Annotated in this window: 16 protein-coding genes; 8 read left to right on the top strand and 8 right to left on the bottom strand. The window is 45.3% G+C overall.

Annotated features, from left to right (window positions below):
* Positions 1-103 precede the first annotated feature (103 nt).
* On the top strand, positions 104-151 hold the full coding sequence (spfP, locus tag J4N40_RS24665; RefSeq protein ID WP_438356636.1) for a small protein SpfP: 48 nt from the start codon (positions 104-106) through the stop codon (positions 149-151).
* Between the two features lie 506 nt (positions 152-657).
* Here spfP and yihA read toward each other — a convergent pair.
* Positions 658-1,317 carry a ribosome biogenesis GTP-binding protein YihA/YsxC gene (gene yihA / locus J4N40_RS15835; protein ID WP_017635019.1) on the bottom strand — a complete coding sequence of 220 codons (660 nt, stop codon included), beginning with the start codon at positions 1,315-1,317 and terminating at the stop codon, positions 658-660.
* A 159-nt stretch (positions 1,318-1,476) separates the two neighbouring features.
* Between yihA and J4N40_RS15830 the strand changes: the two genes are divergently transcribed.
* The 5 genes from J4N40_RS15830 (at position 1,477) to hemN (ending at position 6,185) form a co-directional block, all read left to right on the top strand.
* A complete protein-coding gene (locus J4N40_RS15830) occupies positions 1,477-2,094 on the top strand; it encodes a c-type cytochrome (RefSeq protein ID WP_005379248.1) in 618 nt (205 codons plus the stop codon).
* An 838-nt stretch (positions 2,095-2,932) separates the two neighbouring features.
* Positions 2,933-3,571, top strand: a complete 639-nt coding sequence (locus J4N40_RS15825) for a class I SAM-dependent methyltransferase (RefSeq protein WP_005379250.1) — start codon at positions 2,933-2,935, stop codon at positions 3,569-3,571.
* Positions 3,571-4,113, top strand: a complete 543-nt coding sequence (yihI, locus tag J4N40_RS15820) for a Der GTPase-activating protein YihI (protein ID WP_250654313.1) — start codon at positions 3,571-3,573, stop codon at positions 4,111-4,113. Before J4N40_RS15825 ends, yihI begins: the two co-directional genes overlap by 1 nt.
* Positions 4,114-4,120: 7 nt before the next feature.
* Positions 4,121-4,609: a DUF2489 domain-containing protein gene (locus J4N40_RS15815; protein WP_005379254.1), complete on the top strand. Its 489-nt coding sequence runs from the start codon at positions 4,121-4,123 to the stop codon at positions 4,607-4,609.
* Between the two features lie 184 nt (positions 4,610-4,793).
* Positions 4,794-6,185: an oxygen-independent coproporphyrinogen III oxidase gene (gene hemN, locus J4N40_RS15810; protein WP_017821952.1), complete on the top strand. Its 1,392-nt coding sequence runs from the start codon at positions 4,794-4,796 to the stop codon at positions 6,183-6,185.
* A gap of 68 nt (positions 6,186-6,253) precedes the next feature.
* Here hemN and add read toward each other — a convergent pair whose 3' ends face one another.
* The 6 genes from add to glnA form a co-directional block, all read right to left on the bottom strand.
* A complete protein-coding gene (gene add / locus J4N40_RS15805) occupies positions 6,254-7,258 on the bottom strand; it encodes an adenosine deaminase (protein WP_250654312.1) in 1,005 nt (334 codons plus the stop codon).
* Positions 7,259-7,405: 147 nt separating this feature from the next.
* Positions 7,406-9,952, bottom strand: a complete 2,547-nt coding sequence (gene gepA / locus J4N40_RS15800; RefSeq protein ID WP_250654311.1) for a phosphodiesterase GepA — start codon at positions 9,950-9,952, stop codon at positions 7,406-7,408.
* Between the two features lie 102 nt (positions 9,953-10,054).
* Positions 10,055-11,458, bottom strand: a complete 1,404-nt coding sequence (glnG, locus tag J4N40_RS15795) for a nitrogen regulation protein NR(I) (RefSeq protein ID WP_005379267.1) — start codon at positions 11,456-11,458, stop codon at positions 10,055-10,057.
* A gap of 57 nt (positions 11,459-11,515) precedes the next feature.
* Complete coding sequence (glnL, locus tag J4N40_RS15790) at positions 11,516-12,526, bottom strand: nitrogen regulation protein NR(II) (RefSeq protein WP_005379271.1); 1,011 nt, start codon at positions 12,524-12,526, stop codon at positions 11,516-11,518.
* 168 nt (positions 12,527-12,694) lie between these two features.
* Complete coding sequence (locus J4N40_RS15785) at positions 12,695-13,276, bottom strand: DUF4124 domain-containing protein (protein ID WP_053307274.1); 582 nt, start codon at positions 13,274-13,276, stop codon at positions 12,695-12,697.
* Between the two features lie 195 nt (positions 13,277-13,471).
* Complete coding sequence (gene glnA / locus J4N40_RS15780) at positions 13,472-14,881, bottom strand: glutamate--ammonia ligase (protein WP_005379275.1); 1,410 nt, start codon at positions 14,879-14,881, stop codon at positions 13,472-13,474.
* Between the two features lie 530 nt (positions 14,882-15,411).
* Between glnA and typA the strand changes: the two genes are divergently transcribed.
* On the top strand, positions 15,412-17,241 hold the full coding sequence (gene typA / locus J4N40_RS15775; RefSeq protein ID WP_005379276.1) for a translational GTPase TypA: 1,830 nt from the start codon (positions 15,412-15,414) through the stop codon (positions 17,239-17,241).
* A gap of 72 nt (positions 17,242-17,313) precedes the next feature.
* Positions 17,314-17,856 carry an AAA family ATPase gene (locus J4N40_RS15770; RefSeq protein ID WP_031779018.1) on the top strand — a complete coding sequence of 181 codons (543 nt, stop codon included), beginning with the start codon at positions 17,314-17,316 and terminating at the stop codon, positions 17,854-17,856.
* 31 nt (positions 17,857-17,887) lie between these two features.
* Here the strand turns inward: J4N40_RS15770 and J4N40_RS15765 are convergent, their stop codons facing one another.
* A complete protein-coding gene (locus tag J4N40_RS15765) occupies positions 17,888-18,529 on the bottom strand; it encodes a DUF2959 domain-containing protein (protein WP_005382972.1) in 642 nt (213 codons plus the stop codon).
* Positions 18,530-18,563 lie beyond the last annotated feature (34 nt).

The following is an 18,563-nucleotide window of genomic DNA, read 5'->3' as shown; positions in this document are numbered from 1 at the left end:
CTTTGATGTTGCTTAATAAAAATTTCATGAAAAAAAACTACAAAAATTCTTTGCAATTCTGACCAATTGTTGTACATTAATACTCGTAGGGTACAGAGGTAAGATGTTCTATCTTTCAGACCTTTTGTTTCACGTTATTGGATTAGGCTGATTCAGCCGCCCCAGTCAGTTTTTGACTGGGGCGTTTTTTATTGGGCGAAAGAAAATTATTCTTTTAGATCAGTAGCTTAAAGTAAGCCTTTAAAAACCTTCTTTTTTGACCTTTCTAAGTCACTGCAAAATCTCGATTTTTCCTTCAAATTTATTGCGTTATTCATCCTGTAAATTTACGCCAGTCACACTATTATTTTTTCTTGAAAGAAACTAAGTTACATCTTTTTGAAGATTTGCTTGGCTTAACTGTCTGAATTGTAACGCTATTGGGTGTTTTTGGAGTGAATGTTTGGTGATACACAGGAAACAAGAGCGCTTTTTAACCTATTGAAATCGAATCTCAGTTCAGCAATGCTTCGTCACATAACAATAATTACCAATTTTTCTCTCCCGTTATCCCTGCCAGGAAGGCGGGGATTTTTATTGCCTGTTATTTAGTTCAGATAAACAAAAGCCCCACCAAATGGCAGGGCCGTGTCGAAGAAATTTAACAAATATTGTTAATTATTCTTCATCGCTCGCAGGTATCTCTTGTTCGTCTTCTTCTATCAGGTGTGCTAGTGCTGGTGCAAACCAGGTATCCAGTTTTGCACGTAGCTGATCGACACCTAATCCTTTCAGTGAAGAGAACACATCAACAGAAACGTCACCACCGAAAGTTTCTACTTGCTTACGAACTTTCAGTAGAGTTTGTTTGCGTGCACCACTTTTTAGTTTATCTGCTTTGGTTAGCAAAACTTGCACAGGAATGTGGCTATCGATGGCCCAGAAAATCATTTGTTGGTCGAGATCTTTCATTGGATGACGAATGTCCATTAGAACCACTAAGCCTTTTAGGCACTCGCGTTTCTGTAGGTATTCACCCAAAGATTTCTGCCATTTGTTTTTCATCTCTACCGGTACTTGAGCAAAACCGTATCCAGGTAGATCGACAATGTGACAACCTTCTTCTACTTTGAAAAGGTTGATTAATTGCGTACGACCAGGTGTCTTTGATGTCTTGGCTAAGCTTTTTTGATTAGTTAGACGGTTAAGTGCACTCGATTTACCAGCGTTTGAGCGTCCTGCAAACGCAATTTCGACACCTTCGTCTTCCGGCAGGTGACGAATATCGGGTGCGCTGGTGATGAAATGCGTATTTTGGTAATGAATTTTTACGCTCACTGTTAACTCCATCTCGACTTTGTGTAGTCGATTGATTACTTTTTTGTGAAAATGTGTAAAATAACCGTGCTCGGCATAAGGTCGCCTATTGTACCATGAGTGTACGCGGTATGTTCACATTCCGTGGTACTGGAAGCTTGATAATTATAATGGAATGTCATGAAGAAATTAGCGCTAATTTTGAGTCTTTTAGCCAGTTGCTCAGTATGGGCCCAAGGTAATATTGAGGCTGGTAAAGCAAAATCACAAACCTGTGTCGCCTGTCACGGAGCAGATGGCAACAGTGCAATAACAACGTACCCGAAACTCGCAGGCCAACACGCTAAGTATCTTGAGAAGCAGTTAAAAGAACTTAAGCTAGGCATGACAAGTGGTGGTAAACAAGGTCGTTACGATCCTGTAATGAGTGGTATGGCAATGCCACTGAGCGATGAAGATATCGCAGACCTATCTGCTTACTACGCTTCGCTACCAGTTTCAGAAAACTCAACACCTGAAGATGTAGTAGCAAAAGGCAAAACGCTTTATACCGCTGGTGATGCCGAGCGTGGCCTAACCGCATGTATTGCATGTCATGGTCCTCGTGGCAATGGTACTGAGCTTTCAGGTTTCCCGAAAATTTCTGGTCAGCATGCTGACTACATCAAAGCTCAGCTAGAAAAATTCCGTGATGGCGACCGTGGCAATGATATGAATGCCATGATGCGCGACATCGCGAAGAAAATGACAGACGAAGATATCGAAGTGCTGTCTAAATACGTTGGCGGTCTGCACTAATATACCTAAATCGCTCAAGATCCTGCATCTTGAGCTGGTTGGGTAGATGTCCCTACATCGTTCGAGCAACTTGTACAAAAATGCCCTAGTGAATCCACTAGGGCATTTTTGTTCGTGACAGATATCACAGTCGAGTTTGGATGCGAAAGCGATAGTTGGCTCGGCAGTTTGTGAGACATTTGCCATACTTGATGTTGGCTTTTTCTTGTTAGTGTTTTTAAGTTTTTGATTAAATGATAATTTTGATTTTTTAGAAAAATAGGCGGATTATTTTTTCAACCCATTACTTGTGAGCATAACGGGATGGCGTAAAGTAGAAGTCGTTCACAGGGAGTGAATGTAAGGATTTAAGACCACGGTTTAGGTCTCCAAGGATGTAGCTCGGATGCTTGGTGATTTAGAAAGGGATTTAGATAGGTAGGGAGCCTATCCGATAAGGATGGTCATCTCGTCTGACGGTTAAGACAGTGAAACGGATCAGGCACAGGAAGTTGCTCAGTAGACAGGAAGTAAACGGATAGCCAAAACTCATCAGGAAGATGAAAAACAACTCTTTTTGGCAGGGAAAGCTCTAAAAACAAAGGGATTATTGGTGCACCAAATGTGTGCAACACAGTTTCGCCAATTGATGGCACTTAGAAAGCGACAGTCTGACTGTCGCTTTTTTTATATCCGTTGACTTGCTCAGTCGTAACTTGAATTGAGATTACTGCACTTATTTAGCTTTATAGGTTGTAAACAAAGTTTTTTAACAAAAATTGCTGAAAAAACACTCAACAACACTCCAATCCGAGTTCACTTTCTGGTATGTTTCGCATCCCTGTTTGAGGAAGTCAGCATGCATACCTGTCCTTTATGCCAAAATCAGCGCACTCACCATTATTTTGAAGATAAGCGTCGTGAATATCTTCAATGTGAGCAGTGCAGCTTGGTATTCGTAAATCCAGACCAACGTTTGGATGCGGAAAGCGAAAAAGCTCACTATGATTTGCATGAGAACAACCCCGATGATTTGGGTTACCGACGCTTTTTGTCGCGTATTGCTGACCCGATCACAGAGCGAATTTCTCCACAATCAAATGGTATCGACTTTGGTTGTGGTCCTGGCCCAACGCTCTCCTTGATGCTGGAAGAGGCGGGGCACAACATGGCGTTGTACGATCTCTATTACCACCCTGATACGTCGGTTTTAGAAAAAACGTACGACTTCATGACAGCAACAGAGGTGATAGAGCACCTCTACCACCCAGATTTGGTGTGGAAGCAATGGTTGAATTTAGTTAAGCCAGGGGGCTGGATAGGCCTGATGACGAAAATGGTCATCGACGTGGAGGCTTTCAAATCATGGCATTATAAGAACGATCTCACTCACGTAGTGTTCTTTAGTCGTGACACGTTCCAGTTCCTAGCAGAGCGGGATAAGCTCGAACTCGAATTTATTGGTAATGATGTAATTTTACTGAGGAAACCCCAGTAATGAGCCGTAGTAAAAAATCTAGAAAGCCGGGTGCCGCTGGTGCGCCTGAGTTTGTTGTAACTCGTAACCGTACAGAATCTGATGTGGAAGGCCGCTTACGCAAGCGTGCTAAAAAGCGTAAAGGTCTGAAAATGGGTAACCGTAACTCAGAAGTTAACGAGCAGAAAAAGCAAGCTGCTGCACAAAATCGCGACCCGCGCTTAGGCAGCAAAAAGAAAATACCTCTGATTGTTGAACCTGCGAAGAAAATGACGAAGCAAGAGCGTCGTTTGTCGGCAGAGCAAGAACTAGAGATGCTAGAAAATGACGCGCAATTGAACGTGTTGCTAGACCGTATTGAAGCGGGTGAAAACCTGGGCACAGGTCTACAGAAATTCGTCGATGAGAAACTCGATCGCATTGAGAAGCTAATGGACCAACTAGGTTTGTTGGAACCTGAAGAAGAGGAAGACTTCACTGCACCTGCTGAGAAAAGCACGCGCAACGATGATGACTTGCTGGCAGATTTCGACGACATTAATTTCGACGACTATAAAGGATAATTAAGCTATGAATGTAACCTTATTAGCTATTGCTGGTGTTGTGATTATCATCGCACTCGCTTCTTATGCAGGTTACCTTCTGCTTCAATTGAAAAAGCAAAAGGAATTGCAGCTGAAGCATCAAAAATTGGCGATAGACAAACGTAACGCCAACATTTTTGAGAATGTGCATACCTTGTGTCAGGCGGGCATTCAAGGGCAGTGCGATTTATCTGAAATCAGTATCCGTGTGTATAACATCATGGATTATGTACAAGGTGAAGACCGCGTTGATTTCGATAAAACGTACCCTGCGATTTCTGAGCTTTACCACATAGTGAAAGATATGGCGCGTGGCGAAGAACGCCAACAACTTGCCAAGAAAGAGCGTATGCAACAGAACTTGACGCGTCATAAAGCGGAAAGCCGCCTCACTGATGCGATTATTGAGGAGCTCAAAGTGTTGCAGAAAAACGTCCAGCCACTGAATAATCAAATCAATATTCAGATGATTTAAGCGCGACCCCCAATAGTCTCCTTATGGCTAATGGGGGTATCGTGATCACGCTAGCACTTCTTTAGTTTTATACTTAAAAAGCCAGTCGGCGTTGCCACGCTTGTCATCGTCGTATGGCAAAATAGCGGCTCTGAATATCGGGTGACGGCTTTCGTTGCCCTAGCATTTAACGGAAAGTACCACCATGTCGAATCAACACACTGAATCGAAACAGCAAATAGTCTGGGATCAAGCGGTATTGGATAAGTACAACTATTCCGGGCCTCGTTATACGTCGTACCCAACGGCGCTGGAGTTTCATGAAGCGTTCACCATTTCTGATTATGATATGGCATGCACTCAATACCCAGAACGCCCATTATCGCTGTACGTACACATTCCGTTCTGTCACAAGCTTTGTTACTACTGTGGATGTAATAAAGTCATTACGCGCCACTCGCACAAAGCGGATGAATACCTCGACGTGCTTGAACACGAAATTCGTCAACGTGCTGCATTACTTGTTGGTCGCACCGTGACGCAATTGCATTTTGGTGGTGGTACACCGACGTTTCTCTCTGAAAAGCAAATCACGCGTGTAATGAGCCTGCTACGCCAAGAGTTTACTTTTAGTAGCGATGCTGAAATCAGTATCGAGGTTGACCCGCGTGAAATCGAGCTGACCATGCTGGATCATCTGCGTAGTGAAGGCTTCAATCGCTTGAGCATCGGTGTTCAGGACTTCAACAAAGAAGTGCAAAAACTGGTGAATCGTGAGCAAGATGAAGAGTTCATCGTTGCGATGGTTGCGCGCGCAAAAGAGTTAGGCTTTCGTTCGACGAACCTAGATTTGATTTACGGTTTACCGAAGCAGACCAAAGAATCTTTTGCCAAGACTCTAGAACAAGTGCTAGAGATGCAGCCGGGCCGTCTATCCGTGTTTAACTACGCGCACATGCCACAGCTATTTGCAGCGCAGCGTAAGATTAAAGACGAAGATCTGCCAAAGGCAGAAGAGAAGATGGCGATTCTGCAAGACACCATCGCGACACTGACTGATGCTGGCTACCAATTTATCGGTATGGACCACTTTGCTTTGCCGGACGATGAACTTGCTGTTGCCCAGCGCGAAGGTATTTTGCATCGCAATTTCCAAGGCTACACCACACAAGGTGAATGTGACTTGGTTGGCTTTGGTGTTTCTGCAATCTCGATGATCGGCGATGCGTACGCGCAAAACCAGAAAGAGCTGAAGAAATACTACGCTCAAGTCAACGAACTTCGTCACGCTCTATGGAAAGGGGTCTCTCTGGACTCCGATGATTTGCTCCGTCGTGAAGTGATTAAGCAGCTGATTTGTAACTTCAAGTTAGACAAGAAAGCCATTGAGTCTGAGTTTAAAGTGAGGTTTGAACAGTACTTTAAAGAAGATTTGCAGCTACTTCAGACCTTTATTAACGATGAGCTGGTGGAAGTGGATGATAATGAAATTCGTGTGACGCTGCGAGGTCGTTTGTTGATCCGTAATATTTGTATGAGCTTCGATAAATACCTACGAGCAAAGGCGCGTCAGCAACAATTCTCTCGTGTTATTTAATCAGAGATACAGATTCAAGATATAAAAAATGCCAGCAGATGCTGGCATTTTTTATGTTTTCGCTGGATTTAAGCGCGATCTTTTACTTTTTCTCTCAGTTCCGCTTTTTCTGCTTCTGAAAGGAACGCAATCTCAAGGCCATTGATTTGCGCTTGGCGAATCTGGTCTTGGCTCAGACCAGCGTCTGGTGCTGCTACTTCGTATTCGTATGGCAGTTCGATGCCTTCAACCGCTGGATCGTCAGTGTTCAGACACGCAAGAACGCCATGCTCTAGGAACTGCTTGAGAGGGTGGTTTTCTAGCGTTTCTACTGTACTTGTTTGGTAGTTTGACGTCAGGCAAGATTCAATACCAATGCGGTTTTCTGCTAGGTAATCCATCAGTTTTGGATCGTGAATCGCTTTTACGCCGTGACCGATACGAGTTGCGCCCAGCTCATTGATTGCTTGCCACATGCTCTCTGCACCTGCTGCTTCACCAGCATGGACCGTTACCCCAAGGCCAGCATCGCGTACTTGCTTGAAGTGAGACACAAAGCGATCACCCGGTTGGCCTAGCTCGTCACCCGCAAGGTCGACGGCAACGATGTGATCTTTCTGGCTCAGAATGCCGTCCAGTTCTTGTTGACATGCGTCAGTACCAAATGTACGACTCATGATACCGATCAGGTTGGCTTTCACGCCAAAATCGCGCATACCCGCTTGCACACCGTCCACGACGGCTTCAACAACCCCCGCTACTGGTAGTTTGTGTTTCATCGCCATGTAGTAAGGAGAGAAACGCAGCTCTGCGTAATCGATTTGTGCGTTTAGCGCGTCTTCTACGTTTTCGTACGCGACACGACGACACGCATCTAGATCGCCCAGTACAGCAACACCCCAGTCGAGCTTAGAAAGGAAAGCAACAAGAGAGGGTTCCGCTTCGACAATTTGAACGTGAGGAGTGAGAGACTCAATATCGTACGCTGGTAGGGCAATGCCAAACTTTTGGCCTAGCTCAAGAATCGTTTTAGTACGAATGTTACCGTCGAGGTGACGGTGCAAATCAGTAAGAGGAAGGTTCTTCGTTATCATTTTGTCGATCCGGATAGTTATGAACTGGAACAGGGCCCAAACATCATCTGTGACAATACATGGGTAAGATTTGCAGTTAAGTATAAATAACAGTTGGGTAGATTGTCAGTAGAGGATGACTAGGGAATCAACGATTCTCGCTCTTTTCTACTTCATGTTCACCAAATGTGTTGGCCATTCTTCTAGTGGCATAGGGCGGCTGTAGTAGAAGCCTTGCACCTGATTACAGCCTAAAGAGCGCAGTAATTGTGCTTGATTGCTATCCTCGACACCTTCCGCGACGACATTAGTTTTGAGACCTGCTGTGATATTGATGACGGCAGCGACGACTGAACTGTTTAAGTTTTCTTGTGTGAGTTGATTGATGAAGGTGCGATCAATCTTCAAGCAGGTAAACGGCAGAGAGTGGAGGTAACCCAGTGATGAGTAGCCGGTGCCAAAGTCATCTATCGCGATACCAATACCCATTTCACGCAGTTTAGTCATATTTTCTAGTGTGGTCGGTGCGCTATCAATGATACGTGATTCTGTGATCTCTAGTGTGAGGTTACTTGCTGGTAATTTCGTGATATCCAATACGCTTGTCACCGTATCAACAAAACTTGGGCAAGATAGTTGATTAACGGAGATATTCACATGTAGTTGGAAGTCCGACGGCCACTGTTTGCTTTCGATCGCTTGGTAAGTGTCGCGACAAGCTTGTAACAGAATCTGTTGGCCGATGGCTTTGATCATGCCGCTTTCTTCCGCGATTGGGATAAAATCTAATGGTGACACCATACCTGAGTCGCTATGCCAACGCGCAAGTGCTTCGGCGCCACACACTGTGCCACTGACGAGATCCACAATCGGTTGGTAATGAGGAATAAACTCTCGGTTTTCAATGCCAGTTTGGATCTTGGTCAGCATTTGTGTACGAAACTTTGAAGCGCTCGCTAGTTCTGGGCTGTAGTGACAAACACCAGTCAGTGAGTCTTGTTTGGCGTAACTTAATGCGATGCTGGCGTTGCGTAACCATAAAGGCATGGTTTCGTTTGGCTGGGTTTGTACAATACCAAGTGAAATCTTCATCACTACATTCTCGCCTTCCACCATAAATGGGGTGGAAAAGAGTTGCTGTAATCGACGCTCGGTTTGTTTAATTTTGGTTTCCGTGTCGACATTTGAGAGAAACACCGCGAATTCGTCACCACCAATCCGAGCCAATAATGCGTTGTCACGAAACTGCTGTTTTAACCTTTTAGCGATGCTGACCAACAACTGGTCGCCGTTGTGATGACCCACACTGTCGTTGATATCTCTAAATTTGTTGATACCAAGTAAAAATAAACTGCCGTGACAAAGATCAGACTGATTTTCACAGATTTCGACCAAACCCTGACGGCTATATAAGCGTGTCAGAGAGTCATAAACCAACTGTTCACGCAATGCTTTGAATGAAGCTCTTAGATTGTTCGCCATTTCATTAAAAGCATGGACCAGTACGGTTGTCTCATACACATAACCAGGCTTTGGCATGCCGCTATCCCAATCCCCATTTGCCAGGTGCTGAGCGGCGGCGGCCGTCGCGTTAATTGGTCTGGTAACTCGGTTGAAAATGATCCAACTGATGGCGATACCAAATAGGCTTACAATAATGCCAACGAGCCAGCTCTCTTGCTGGCTTTTTGGTAACAGGCCGAGAAGCTCAGACTCCGAAATGGAGGTGCCGATAAACCATGTTAAGCCGTCTTGGTCTCGATACGGGGTTAGCCGACTGAAAATACGTTGGCCATCATGTTCAAATGAAAAAGTATAAGGTTGCTTGGTGTTGTTGAGATCGAAAGACCGGACTCGGCTCGCACTGATTTTGATGATCGGGTCTGCGTTTTCAGCGGCAAGCAAACGCTGCCCTTTATCCGAAAATTTTGTGCCCCATGAGATGACGCTTCCCGGGCCTGAGTGAGCGATTAAACGATGATCTGGGTCCATGATGTAGACCGACGTTTTAGTGTTGTATTTTAACTCGCGCAGGAATTCGTTGAATGTATTGATACGAATGTCTGTCACCAAAACACCAGCAAATTGGTCGTGTTTGTACACCGGCGTCATGGCTGATAGCGTAATATCCTGGCGTTCATCAGCATTGGTATAAATTTCAGACCAAGTGGCGTTTTGGCTCTCTGCAACGGGCTTATACCATGGGCGAGTGCGAGGATCGTATTGGGAGATAACCGTTCGAATGTTGTTACTCACATGGTTGGTTCCATAAATAACCAGATCACCATCGGTGTGGCGATCTTGCACCATTAAGGTGTAATCGTCGGAAAGTTCGCGGCGAAAGCCTGCAAAGTCGCCGTTTTCTGAACCAAATGCGATTACATCCAACTGCGGTATCGATTGGTAAAGATTTTTGAATGCACTTAGCAGGTAGTTTTGAATGTCTGAGGTATCGTGAGGGCGATAAAGGTTGTGATAGCTGACGTTGTGCGCGAGAGCCATAACCGCAGTAAAAGGCTTACGTAGATAGCTATTGAGGTGGTCGTGGACACTTTCGGTTAACACGGAAAGTTGCTTGTCACTGATATCCGTGACCACTTCTTCGTAACTTTGTTTTTGGACGTAGACAATGACACCGATCGCCAGTAAGAAGATCATGACAAATGGAATCAGAACAGCAGTACGCAGTGTAATTTGAGTCGTAGCAGTAGACATCGCCTAATCACATAGATGGTGGTGCGCCACAATTGTACTGATGTTTTTATTAATATCGAGTGACAAACGACGCTCGTTGTTAACGCACCACGTAAGTGATTGTCAGTACAATTCTTTTAATTTTCTGGTGAGTGTATTTCGCCCCCAGCCTAATACTTTAGCGGCATCTTGCTTATGACCTTTAGTGTGCTCTAAGGCTGCTTCTAATAAAATGCGTTCAAATTCTGGTAAAGCGTAAGAAAGTAGTTCTTTATCTCCTGCTGCGAGTGAATGCCGTGCCCAATCCGCCAATTGTTCTTGCCAACTACCATGTGCAGAGTCTGAAATGGATTTTTTCTCTTCTAGTAGTTCGCTTGGCAAGTCATTTGGTAACACCTCGCTACCACTGGCCATAACGGTTAACCAACGGCAAATATTCTCTAATTGACGCACGTTGCCAGGCCAATCAAGGCGGTTAAGAATCTCTACAGTCGACGGGTGGAGAGTTTTTGTTTCCACACCAAGCTCATCAGCCGCACGGATAAGAAAATGCTGTGTAAGCTTTTCAATGTCTTGCTTACGCTCACGCAGTGCCGGGATCTGAACGCGAATCACGTTTAAGCGATGAAATAGGTCCTCACGAAAGTCACCTTCGTGCACCAGCTTTTCTAAGTTCTGGTGTGTTGCCGCGACAATTCGTACATCGACACTGATCGGAGAGTGACCGCCCACTCGATAAAACTGCCCGTCAGCTAGAACGCGTAGTAAACGAGTTTGAATGTCCAATGGCATGTCGCCGATTTCGTCTAAAAATAGAGTGCCGCCATTGGCTTGTTCGAATCGTCCTTGACGAACATTGTTTGCCCCCGTAAACGCGCCTTTTTCGTGGCCAAACAGTTCTGATTCAATCAAGTCTTTGGGAATCGCCGCCATATTGAGCGCAATGAAAGGTTTGTTAGCACGTGGACTGTGACGGTGCAGTGCATGAGCAACGAGTTCTTTACCCGTGCCCGATTCACCGTTAATCAAGACTGAAATAGAGGAGCGAGAAAGACGACCAATGGCGCGAAACACCTCTTGCATCGCTGGTGCTTCACCGATAATTTCAGGCGTTTCTGCTGGAATGTCTTCTGGAGAGAGCTGCTCGCGTTTGTTTTCGTGGCTGTGTGCAATGGCTCGTTCAACCAGAGTTAAGGTTTCATCAATATCAAAAGGTTTTGGTAAATATTCAAAAGCACCTTTTTGGTACGCATTCACTGCCGCATCTAAATCTGAATGCGCGGTCATGATAATCACGGGAAGGTCTGGGTAATCGCGCTGTACTTGTTTTAGTAGCTCCAACCCATCAATACCTGGCATGCGAATGTCTGATACTAGAACATCCGGCACTTCGCGTTCGAGCGCCATTAACACGCTTTCTCCATCGGCATAGGTTTCACATTTGATGTTGGCAGAGGAGAGCGTTTTCTCCATTACCCAGCGAATTGAACTGTCGTCATCAACGACCCAAACATATCCTTTACTCATGTAGTAATCCTTGCAGCAAACCGAAAAACTGACGCGACTTGAAGTCCATTAGCGCAATCAGATCGGCAGATAAATAGTAAATGTTGTGTGACCAGGCCAGCTTTCTACGTCTATTTTTCCATTGTGCTGGTCGATCAAATTTTGCGAAATAGATAGCCCTAATCCAGTTCCTCCCTCGCGGCCACTGACCATGGGATAGAACAGCGTGTCTTGTAGTTCCGGTGGAATACCTGGGCCGTTGTCTGTGATTTCGACACGAGCAGCGAGTTTACAGCGTTTGCCGTGAATATTGGCTTGGTGCACCGTTCTGGTGCGAATGGTTATTTTCCCGTGTTCTTGATGGCTAAGAATTTGTGCGGCGTTGCTGACGATATTAAGCATTGCCTGTTCGATTTGGTCTGTATCCATCAAAATCTCTGGCAAGCTTGGGTCATAATCTCGTTCAATGATGATTGAGCGTTGTGACTCTAATTCAACCAGTTGGCGAACCTTTTCAAGAATTTGGTGCAGATTCTCTTGTGTCTTCTTACCTGGCTTTTGCGGTCCTAGTAATCGATCCACGAGCGCCCTTAAACGGTCTGCTTGCTCAATGATGATGTGTGTATATTCGGTGAGAGAGGGCTCTGGCAGCATTTTTTCTAACAATTGCGCCGCACCGCGTAAGCCGCCAAGCGGATTTTTGATCTCATGTGCAAGCCCTCGGACTAACAGCTTCGCCGCTTGTTGTTGGGCGTGTTGGTTCAGCTCTTGAGAGAGTCGGCGCTGCTGATCAATTTTGCGCATCTCGACCAGAAGCATCAACTGTTTTTGCCAAGTGATAGGGCTAACCGTCACCTCTAGCATTAAAGGGCGGCCATCAACAACGAAAGTGACGTCACTGTCGGTGATGCTTTGGCCACTTTGCAACGGTTGAGTGAGCAGCGCGAGATCCAGCGACGCATGCTGAATCAATTGAGAAAGTGATTGTTCAATAATTCGTTTGGCGCTTTGAGAAAACAGCAATTCGGCAGCCGGATTGGCATAACGGATGGCCAATCCATCATCAAGAATCAGCGTTGCTGTCACCATATTGTTGAGAATGGCACTAGGAAGACTGGTATCCACATTACGTCCTTGTTTTGCTTTAAGATTGTGCGATGCACAATAATGGTGCAATTGAACGTTAAGTATGGCGAATAAATCTTAGAAGAAAAAGTGAAAAGCACCGCTGAGATGTGATTTTTTTCACCAGATATTCTATTTTGCCCCTTTTACGGTCGGCTTAACACTTGCTCTATGTAAATGCACCGTTATAGGGCTAGTAGATGCAATAAGCTTGCCGCTTCTTTTCGCGTGCACAGCAAGTGTGTGAGTGCCTCGGTCAATATTGTTTAACTGCCACACTATATGGCTTTGTGGCGCACCATAAGGTTTTCCATCGAGTAACAATTGCAATTGCTCACCGATACCAAGCTTGCGATTGGTTTCTAATTGAATATTGATGATGCCTCGATTGCTGCGGATGGTCTCGTTGTGCTTGGGAGTCAGCATCGAGAGTTGTAATGGAAGAGGCTTCTCGGTTGTTTTCTCTGGCTTGTTTTGTGATGCAGTAGATGGCGTAGTCTGAGGTGCGAGCGATTCAGTACTTTCTACCTCAGGAGCTGGTGCGCTGGCTTCAAGGTTTGGCAGTGCGATCGCTTTTGCTCCTTTGTTTGGCGTATCACTAAAGTGAACCACGCCATTTTCATCTACCCACGTATACGCGACCTGCGCGAAGGCGATAGAGGCGATTAACAATCCGCTGAGTGCACACAGTGATGGAATAAGCTGAACTTTCATTGCTCACCTTCTCTTGTTCGATGATTTCACGTTTCAATGGCTTAGATCTTTGACCTGTAAGGAAAAATTCTAAGCGTATTTTTATTATCCTCTTATGTTAAACGTCGAAGCTTGACTGGCGAATACAAAAAAGGCCCGCCTGCGAGGCGAGCCTAATATTTTATTGCTGTGTTTACATTTTACACAGTGTCGACCTTACACAGAGTAGTAAAGTTCGAACTCAACAGGGTGAGTTGTCATGTTCACACGTTCTACGTCCTGAGACTTAAGGTCGATGTATGAATCGATGAAGTCGTCAGAGAATACGCCGCCCGCTGTTAAGAACTCACGATCAGCATCTAGCTCTGCTAGCGCGTCTTTTAGTGAGTATGCAACAGTTGGGATTTCTGCTGCTTCTTCAGCTGGAAGATCGTAAAGGTCTTTATCCATCGCTTCGCCTGGGTGGATCTTATTCTTGATACCGTCAAGACCAGCCATAAGCATTGCTGCGAAACATAGGTATGGGTTCGCCGCTGGGTCACCGAAACGAACTTCGATACGACGTGCTTTCGGGCTTGGTACCACTGGGATACGGATTGAAGCAGAGCGGTTACGCGCTGAGTAAGCTAGCATTACTGGTGCTTCGAAGCCTGGTACAAGACGTTTGTACGAGTTGGTTGATGGGTTAGCGAATGCGTTGATTGCACGAGCGTGTTTGATGATACCACCGATGTAGTAAAGCGCCATTTCAGATAGACCGCCGTACTTGTCACCAGCAAATAGGTTTACGCCATCTTTTGCTAGAGACTGGTGAACGTGCATACCGCTGCCGTTGTCGCCAACAAGTGGTTTAGGCATAAACGTCGCTGTTTTACCAAACGCGTGAGCAACGTTGTGTACAACGTACTTGTAGATTTGGATTTCGTCAGCTTTGGTTGTTAGCGTGTTGAAACGAGTTGCGATTTCGTTTTGACCCGCCGTTGCCACTTCGTGGTGGTGCGCTTCAACAACAAGACCCATTTCTTCCATTACTAGACACATAGCAGAACGGATGTCTTGAGATGAATCTACTGGAGCTACTGGGAAGTAACCACCTTTAACGCCTGGACGGTGACCTTTGTTACCTTCTTCGTAGTCAGAACCTGTGTTCCATGCCGCTTCTACGTCGTCGATCTTGAAGAAAGAGCCTGACATGTCCGTCGAGAACTTCACGTCATCAAATAGGAAAAATTCTGGCTCAGGACCGATAAGTACAGTATCTGCAACACCTGTAGAACGCATGAAGTCTTCAGCGCGTTTTGCGATAGAGCGTGGGTCACGGTCATAGCCTTGCATTGTTGCAGGCTCTAAGATGTCACAACGGATATTTAGTGTTGCGTCTTCCGTGAATGGGTCAAGCACAGCAGAAGATGCGTCAGGCATCATTACCATGTCTGATTCGTTGATACCTTTCCAGCCAGCAACTGATGAACCATCGAACATTTTACCTTCTTCGAAGAAGTCTGCGTCGATTTGGTGAGCAGGGATCGAAATGTGCTGCTCTTTACCTTTTGTATCAGTGAAGCGTAGGTCAACAAACTTAACTTCGTTTTCTTGGATCAGCGATAGAACGTTTTCTACTGACATCTTGGATAACCTCCAGTGTTAATAAGCGGTAAAAGCTCGATTTATGAATTATTCATGAAACCTGGCATTGATTAATCAATTTGACTTTTCATTAATCGATGCTGTTTTAACTAAAGCCAAAACCGTGCCAAAAAAAATATTCCATTAATTTCAAGCAATTGTGTTTTTGAATGCTAGTTTGGTGCACTTGCTTGCACCAAAATGATCTTTGCTTGCACTATTATGGTGCCAAAAATCATTGTTGCACCATAATGTGACAGGTACATTGCGTATTCAGCCCAGTTTTTGAGCAAGAGTCAATTTGAATTATGCATCGATTAGAATAAAGTTGCGTTTAATCAATTCGTTCTGAGGAAGAAAATGGGCATTAAGCGTAAAAATCGCAGAAATGCTCGGGAGTAGATCACATATTTCTAGGCTTTTTGCTAAAATCTGGTACATTATGGCCGTTTTTTTAATCAGCAAATGTCGCCAGAGAGCACCCGTTCTCAGCGTGGGGGCATTTCATCTATCTAAGTGAATCAATATCCATGGCTACTCCACAGATTGATAAATTAAGAAATATCGCGATCATCGCGCACGTTGACCACGGTAAAACCACGTTGGTTGACAAGCTGCTACAACAATCAGGCACGCTTGAGTCTCGCGGTGAAGCTGAAGAGCGAGTCATGGACTCGAACGACATCGAGAAAGAGCGCGGTATTACCATTCTTGCTAAAAACACAGCAATCGACTGGAACGATTACCGTATCAACATCGTAGATACTCCGGGACACGCGGACTTCGGTGGTGAAGTTGAGCGTATCATGTCGATGGTAGACTCTGTACTACTTATCGTTGACGCAGTCGATGGTCCAATGCCTCAAACGCGTTTCGTAACACAAAAAGCGTTTGCTCACGGTCTAAAACCAATCGTTGTAATCAACAAGATTGACCGCCCTGGTGCACGTCCTGATTGGGTTATGGACCAAGTGTTCGACCTGTTCGACAACCTAGGTGCAACTGATGACCAGCTAGACTTTAAAGTAGTTTACGCATCAGCACTTAACGGCTGGGCTTCTCTAGAAGAAGGCGAAACTGGCGAGAACATGGAACCACTATTCCAAACTATCGTTGATGTTGTTGACGCGCCAAATGTTGACCTTGATGGTCCACTACAGATGCAAGTTTCTCAGCTAGACTACAGCTCTTACGTTGGTGTTATCGGCGTGGCTCGCGTAACTCGTGGTAGCGTTAAACCAAACCAACAGGTAACCATTATTGGTGCTGACGGTAAAACTCGCAACGGTAAAGTGGGTACAGTAATGGGCTACCTTGGCCTAGAGCGTCACGAAGTGGAACAAGCTAACGCGGGTGATATCATCGCAATCACTGGTCTTGGCGAGCTGAAAATTTCTGACACTATCTGTGCACAAAACGCAGTAGAAGCATTACCACCATTGTCTGTTGATGAACCAACAGTAACAATGACGTTCCAAGTAAACACGTCTCCATTCGCGGGTAAAGAAGGTAAGTTCGTAACGTCACGTAACATCCTTGAGCGTCTTGAGAAGGAATTGGTACACAACGTTGCGCTACGCGTTGAGCAAACAGACGATCCAGATAAATTCCGCGTATCAGGTCGTGGTGAACTTCACCTTTCTATCCTGATCGAAAACATGCGTCGTGAAGGCTTTGAGCTAGCAGTATCTCGTCCAGAAGTAATCATCAAAGAAGAAGATGGTCAGTTGATGGAACCGTTCGAGACTGTAACGATCGACGTAATGGAAGAGCACCAAGGCGGCATCATGGAGAACATCGGCCTACGTAAAGGTGAGCTGAAAGACATGTCTCCAGACGGTAAAGGTCGTGTGCGTATGGACTTCGTTATGCCATCACGTGGTCTGATCGGTTTCCAAACGGAATTCATGACACTGACTTCAGGTTCAGGTCTTCTTTACCATACGTTTGATCACTACGGCCCTCACAAAGGCGGTAACATCGGTCAACGTGTAAACGGTGTACTAATCGCGAACGCGATGGGTAAAGCGCTAACTAACGCACTGTTCAACCTTCAAGAGCGTGGTCGTCTATTTATCGGTCACGGTGTTGAAGTTTACGAAGGTATGGTTATCGGTATTCACAGCCGTGACAACGACCTAACGGTAAACGCACTGAAAGGTAAGCAGCTAACCAACGTTCGTGCATCTGGTACCGATGACGCACAGGTTCTTACTCCGCCTATCAAGATGACTCTTGAGCAAGCACTAGAATTCATCGATGACGACGAGCTAGTAGAAGTAACGCCTGAAAGCATCCGTATCCGTAAGAAGTTCCTAACGGAAAGCGACCGTAAGCGTGCTTCTCGTGGCGCGAAATAATTTTCGTTAAGCGATTCAATTAAGAAGAAGCCTCGAGTTATGCTCGGGGCTTTTTGTTTTCTGGAGTTGAATATGAACCCGATTATTATCACCGGTGGGCCTGGTGCGGGAAAAACAACACTGCTGAATGCGCTAGACGCGTGTGGTTATGCCACGTTTCCTGAAGGGTCTCGCGACTTGATTGAGCAGCAAAGCCAGTTAGAAAATGGTATTTTGCCGTGGACGAATTTACCTGAGTTTGCCAAGTTATGCCTTGGGTTGATGGACAAACAAAAGAGTGATGCGCGTTGTCATGATGTTGCGTTTGTTGATCGCGCCATCCCCGACATCATTGCATACCTACAAGTGGGCGGCTGTAAGGTTGACCAAGCTTTCTTAACCGAAAGCGCTGGGTACCATAGTCAGGTGTTTACTTGTCGACCTGAAGCATCCATTTACGTACAAGATGAAGTGCGTCCGCACAGCTTTGAAGAAGCATTGGAGATTCATCAGTCGTTAGTGAGTGTCTATACTGAGTTGGGTTATGAAGTGGTAGAAGTGCCATGGGGAACTGTACCAGAGAGGGTAGGCTTTGTTCGAAGAGTCATCGGTTTACTCGGTGAGGTCGCCGACTAAAACCTCCTCACTTGGAGGAGGTCTAAATCATTTACTTTTGATTGAGCTTTTGTAGGAATTTATCGGACTCTGCAATCGCTTCGTTCATTTGTTTGATCGCAAACTGAATGTCTTTCTCTAAGCTAGAGAACTCACCTTGCAAAGAACCAATCGCACTGGCGTTAAGGTTGTGTTTTAAGTACAACGTGTTGTCACGTAGCGTATCCAGTACCGGTGTCATCTTTTTCTCTGCACGCTTCATAGCGCTAAGCATGGTTTTGTACGAGGCTTTGGTTTCACGTAGTTTTTGCTCGCTTGAACGACGCAGTTTCGCACTCGAGTACAGCTCTAGCTCATCTTGCCACTCATCAAACAGTGCGCCGGATACGTCTTCAATCGCAGCAATACGGTCACGTACGTCTTGAGCCGCTTTTTCGCTATCTTCGTATTTGTCATTGATGTTGTTGTAGACATTTTCTAGCTCACCACCATCAAAGTTGGTGATCGCAGACAAGGCTTCAAGTGCACTGGTGAATTCTTCTTGTGCATCTTGTTGAGATTCTTTGGCATCTTCGACGCGGTCGACCATAATATCTCGTTTATGATACCCAACCTGCTCCATTGCTGAGTAATAAGCAGATTGACACCCTGTTAAAGTGAAAATTGATAGTACAATTGCTAATAAATAAGGCATTCTTATGTCCTCGGCGCTAATTATGGGATGAACT

Origin of the sequence: Vibrio sp. SCSIO 43097 (assembly GCF_023650755.1) — a bacterium.
GTDB classification, from domain to species: Bacteria; Pseudomonadota; Gammaproteobacteria; order Enterobacterales; family Vibrionaceae; genus Vibrio; species Vibrio alginolyticus.
The sequence above is the reverse complement of the archived record's forward strand: the minus strand, read 5'-3'. Positions and strand labels throughout refer to the sequence as shown.